Raw genomic sequence first — 4,916 nt, forward strand, 5'->3', positions numbered from 1 at the left:
GGATATAAGTATGACGGCCGGTGGCGAACAGCTTCTTTTCGAACAGGTTGGCGATGGTCGACTTGCCGGATCCCGACAGCCCGGTGAACCAGAACACGGCGGGCCGCTGGTTCTTCATGTCGGCGCGCACGCGCTTGCCGACATCGAGCGACTGCCAATGGATGTTTTCGGCACGACGCAGCGAGTGCAGGATCATGCCGGCGCCGACCGTGGCGTTGGAGATGCGGTCGATCAGGATGAAGGCGCCGGTTGTGCGGTTTTCGGCGAAGGGATCAAAGGCGATCGGCGTCCGCGTCGAGATGTTGCAGATGCCGACTTCGTTCATTTCGAGCGACTTGGCCGCTTCATGGGCAAAGTCGTTGACGTTGATCCGGTATTTCAGATCGGTGACGGTGGCGCTGGTCTGGTCGGTCTCGGTGCGCAGGATGTAGGAGCGGCCCGGCAGCAGCGCATGCTCGTCGAACCAGACGATGTTGGCGGCGAACTGGTCGGCGACCTGCGGCCGTGCGGCAGGCGAAACCAGCATGTTGCCGCGCGAGATTTCGACTTCGTCGTCGAGGACGAGCGTGACGGCCTGTCCGGCAGCCGCCTGGGCGAGATCGCCGCCATACGAGACGATCCGCTTGACGCGCGAGGATTTGCCCGACTTGGCGACAACGACCTCGTCGCCGGGCGCAACCGAGCCGGAAGCGACCGTGCCGGCAAAGCCGCGAAAGTCGAGATTGGGACGATTGACATACTGGACCGGGAAACGGAACGGCAGTTCGACCATCGCTTGGTCGACCGACACGGTTTCGAGATGCTCGATCAGCGTTGGGCCGGAATACCATTCCATGCTTTCCGACCGACGGCTGACATTATCGCCATAACGGGCCGACATCGGGATCGGCACAATGGTCTGGAAGCCGAGATCGCGCGAGAATTGCCCGTAGTCTTCGACGATCCGGTCGAAAACCGTCTGATCGAAATCGACAAGATCGATCTTGTTGACGGCCAGCACGACGTGGCGGATGCCGAGCAGCGAGGCGATGATCGAATGTCGCCTTGTCTGGCGAAGCACACCCTGCCGGGCATCGATCAGCACGATCGCCAGGTCGGCGGTCGAGGCGCCGGTGGCCATGTTGCGGGTGTATTGCTCGTGACCAGGTGTGTCGGCGACGATGAATTTGCGCTTCGGCGTGGCAAAGAAACGGTAGGCGACGTCGATCGTGATGCCTTGCTCACGCTCGGCCTCGAGGCCGTCGACCAGCAGTGCGAAATCGATGTCGTCGCCCGTCGTGCCATGCTTGCGCGAATCGCGTTCGAGCGCGGCGAGCTGGTCCTCGAAAATCTGCTTGGTGTCGGACAGCAGGCGCCCGATCAGCGTCGACTTGCCGTCATCGACCGAGCCGCAGGTCAGGAAGCGCAGCAGCGACTTCTTCTCCTGCGCCGCCAGATAGTCGCGAACGCCGTCGGTGGGGGCGAGGCTCTTTGCCATGATGTGGCGCATGGTCAAAAGTACCCCTCGCGCTTCTTCTTTTCCATCGAGCCGGCTTCATCGCGGTCGATCAGGCGCCCCTGCCGTTCGGATGTCCGTGCCGTCAGCATTTCGCCGACGATGGCTTCCAGCGTGTCGGCCTCCGATTCGATGGCGCCAGTCAGCGGATAGCAGCCAAGCGTGCGGAACCGCACGAGCCGGTTCTCCACTGTCTCGTCGGGGCGGAGTTTCATGCGCTCGTCGTCCCGCAGGATCAGCATGCCGTCGCGTTCCACCACCGGCCGTTCCTTGGCGAAATAGAGCGGCACGATCGGGATACTTTCCTGCAGGATGTACTGCCAGATATCCAGCTCGGTCCAGTTCGACAGCGGAAAGACGCGGATCGATTCACCCGATGCGATGCGGGTGTTGAATATCTTCCACATTTCGGGGCGCTGGTTCTTCGGATCCCACACATGCTGGGCATTGCGGAAGGAAAAGATGCGCTCCTTGGCGCGCGATTTCTCCTCGTCGCGACGTGCGCCGCCAAAGGCCGCGTCGAAGCCGTATTTGTCGAGCGCCTGGCGCAGCGCCACGGTCTTCATGACATGGGTGTGGGTGTTCGAACCATGGTCGAACGGATTGATGTTGTCGCGCACGCCGTCTTCGTTGACATGAACCAGGAGATCGAAGCCGAGTTTCTGCGCCATCTGATCGCGAAAGGCGATCATCTCGCGGAACTTCCACGTCGTGTCGACGTGAAGAAAGGGAAATGGCGGCTTGGCGGGATAAAACGCCTTCATCGCCAGATGCATCAACACGGATGAATCCTTGCCGACCGAATAGAGCATGACCGGCTTGGCAAAGGCGGCCGCAACCTCGCGGAATATATGGATGGACTCGGCCTCAAGCCGCTGAAGATGCGTAAGCGCTGTTGTCATGGACCGTGGGCGTTCTTTCGTATTTCCAACAGAAGACCTGCCTCAAATCATCGAGCTTTTGCGCCCGGTTCGAGCCTTGTTTCTGGACAATCTTCCTCGTGCCGGCGTTCTAGCAGATCGCCGTTGTCAAGAACAATGCAAGACTGGCCCGGCCGCACATGGTTCGAGAATGAATTTTCCACAGATACCATCAAACCCGGAAATTCCTGCCCGCAAGCTCAACAACCGAGAAAACGCGGGGAAAATATTGCTTGAATGGCCGGCTACGGCTTTCAAGCGACTTCCCTTGGCCGACCGTCGCCTGCCGCCGATTTTCGGTGGCAATCCACCAGATACACTATCGAAAACGGGGGGCGGCCGCTATACCAGCTTCGGCAGCGGGCAAGCGCGTTATGAGGCATGGGCAATTTCGAGGCGAGCGCATTCAACTTCGCTAAACAAGATCCGCCGCATGACACTTGCCGAAAACAGCGAGCCCGAAAATTGAACCGGCTTTCATCCCTCACACAGCAATTCTCGCCTTCGCGGATCAACAACTACTTCTCCATCCTTTGCTTCTTTTTTCCACCGGTTCTGGGGTCGGTGGTCAGCTTTGTGTTCAATTGCGGAGGCCTTTCGTCCGCCCTGCTGATTGCTTTAGGGAAAAGGCGCTTCAACGCCGACCGGCCCATGATCTGGATGACGGTCGCGATCTATGCCTACTGCGCCGCCAATCTCCTGGCGTCCATCGTCAACAACTCGTTTGTCCGGGATGCGCCGCATCTTATCCCGCTCGTCACCTTCCTGTTTTTTCCCGTGTCCTATTCGACCTGGAGCAACACGCAGAAAACCACGCTTGCCCGCATCGTCGTGCTTTCCAGCATGGCCGCCTGCTTTGTCGCGCTGCTCATGGCCGTCATCCAGCAATATTGGATTGGCGTCAGGGCGGAGGGGGGAGCCGGAAATCCGATCGTCTTCGCAACCGTCGTCTGCCTTGCCGTGGTGACGTGTGTGGCTGGCGCCTTGTCCAGTATTGAGCAAGCCCGGACACCCCTCTTCTACGCGACACTGGCCGGGACGATCGCCGTCATCTATTCCGGCTCGCGTACCATCTGGCTGGCACTGCTGATTGCCGGCATAGCCGTCATGTTGATCAACCGGCACAGGCTCAGGGGCAGGAATGCCGTTCGCCTGCTGCTGCTGCTGGCGGCAGTCGGCGTCGTGATCGCCGCTTCCAGCTTCCAGGCGATATCCGGGCGGGTCGACTTTTTGCGCTCCGATTGGGGTGCGCTTGGAGCTAGCGGCAACTACGACACCTCGTTGGGAATACGTGTTGCGCTTTGGGAGATCGGCCTCAAAGCATTCCATGACATGCCACTGTTCGGGCACGGTGTGGGTGCAACCCAGCTTCTGATCAAACAGGGCTTTCATGAGCAGTTCGCGATGGACACAGGCTTCAACCATTTCCACAACGGCTTCCTGACCGCCTTGGTGCAAGCAGGAATTCTGGGCGCCGTGACGCTGGCAGCGATCTTTATCGTTGCCGCTGGAAATGCCGCCCGGGTCTTGCGAAGCAGCAGCGATCCGAACGAGCGGTTCGGCGCCACCATGATTGTCGTCGTGGTGATCACCTATCTGACGGCCGGAATGACAGGCATCCTGGTCGGCCATGACATTCTGGACTCGGTGCTGATGGTCTTCCTGGTGAGCGGAACATATCTCGCCTCCGGACGTCATGTTCCTTTGCTGGACGAACCGGCACTTGCACCAGTCACGCAAGACCTGTCTCGGGCAAGGCCATGAAGGTTCTGGTCACGGGCGCGACAGGTTTCATCGGGCGTCTTGTCGTGCGCCACTTACGCGAAGCCGGTGCCGAGCTTCGCCTCGCCTCCCGCCATCCCGAGAGGCTTGGTTCGGAGAACGAGACTGTGCCGATGCCCGGCTTCGATGCGCCGGCCGCCGCCTTCCTGGAACTGACCCGGCATATGACTGACGTCGTCCATTGCGCTGGCCTCAACAATGATCGGGGAAATGCAACCGAAGCCGATTACCAGGCGGCCAATGTGGAACTGAGCGCAAGGCTGGCGCATGCAGCGGCGGCCCAGATAAGCGGACGTTTCATTCATCTCTCCTCGATCCGGGCGGTGATCGGCGCGCACGTCAGCGCAACGATCGACGAGGACACGCTTCCTGCCCCACAATGCGCCTATGGACGCTCGAAGCGCGAAAGCGAGATCACGGTTTTGGACGCCTATGCGTCGCATGGCCGCTCCGACGCCGCCGTGTTGCGCCTGCCTCCGGTCTATGGAAGTGGCATGAGGGGAAATCTGGCAACGCTGATGCGCCTTGCCGATACGCCGCTGCCGCTGCCGACTGGTGCCTTGACCGGAATCCGTTCGCTGATGTCTTCCGAGGCCGCGGTGCGAGCAGTGTCGCACCTGCTCAGCCATTCCGGGCTGCTTCGCCCGATCTATGTCGGCGCCGATGTGCCGCCGGTCGCCCTCGACGCCGTCATCGCCGTCTTTCGCAGAGGTTTGGGG

Annotated in this window: 5 protein-coding genes; 3 read left to right on the plus strand and 2 right to left on the minus strand. The window is 60.5% G+C overall.

Going from position 1 to position 4,916, the window contains the following annotated elements; genetic code table 11:
* Together cysN and cysD are read right to left on the minus strand one after the other, a co-directional pair.
* Nucleotides 1–1,489: sulfate adenylyltransferase subunit CysN (gene cysN / locus EN969_RS16755; RefSeq protein ID WP_164758301.1), on the minus strand; the 1,489-nt coding region annotated here is incomplete at its 3' end.
* Nucleotides 1,490–1,491: 2 nt separating this feature from the next.
* The gene (gene cysD / locus EN969_RS16760; protein WP_013532711.1) at nt 1,492–2,397 is read right to left on the minus strand and encodes a sulfate adenylyltransferase subunit CysD; all 906 of its coding nucleotides are present in this window, start codon (nt 2,395–2,397) and stop codon (nt 1,492–1,494) included.
* On the opposite strand from cysD, the gene EN969_RS16765 reads away from it, so the two are divergent.
* From EN969_RS16765 to EN969_RS16775, 3 genes are all read left to right on the plus strand, one after another.
* Nucleotides 2,396–2,884, plus strand: a complete 489-nt coding sequence (locus EN969_RS16765) for a hypothetical protein (RefSeq protein ID WP_127224166.1) — start codon at nt 2,396–2,398, stop codon at nt 2,882–2,884. The two genes, cysD and EN969_RS16765, sit on opposite strands and share 2 nt — an antisense overlap.
* Nucleotides 2,881–4,179: an O-antigen ligase gene (locus tag EN969_RS16770; protein ID WP_013532712.1), complete on the plus strand. Its 1,299-nt coding sequence runs from the start codon at nt 2,881–2,883 to the stop codon at nt 4,177–4,179. The genes EN969_RS16765 and EN969_RS16770 overlap by 4 nt, the downstream gene beginning before the upstream one ends.
* A partial coding sequence (locus tag EN969_RS16775) for an NAD-dependent epimerase/dehydratase family protein (protein WP_127419253.1) occupies nt 4,176–4,916 on the plus strand: 741 nt, incomplete at its 3' end. The genes EN969_RS16770 and EN969_RS16775, both read left to right, overlap by 4 nt.

Source organism: Mesorhizobium sp. M7A.F.Ca.CA.003.01.2.1 (assembly GCF_003998945.1).
Lineage (GTDB): Bacteria > Pseudomonadota > Alphaproteobacteria > Rhizobiales > Rhizobiaceae > Mesorhizobium > Mesorhizobium ciceri.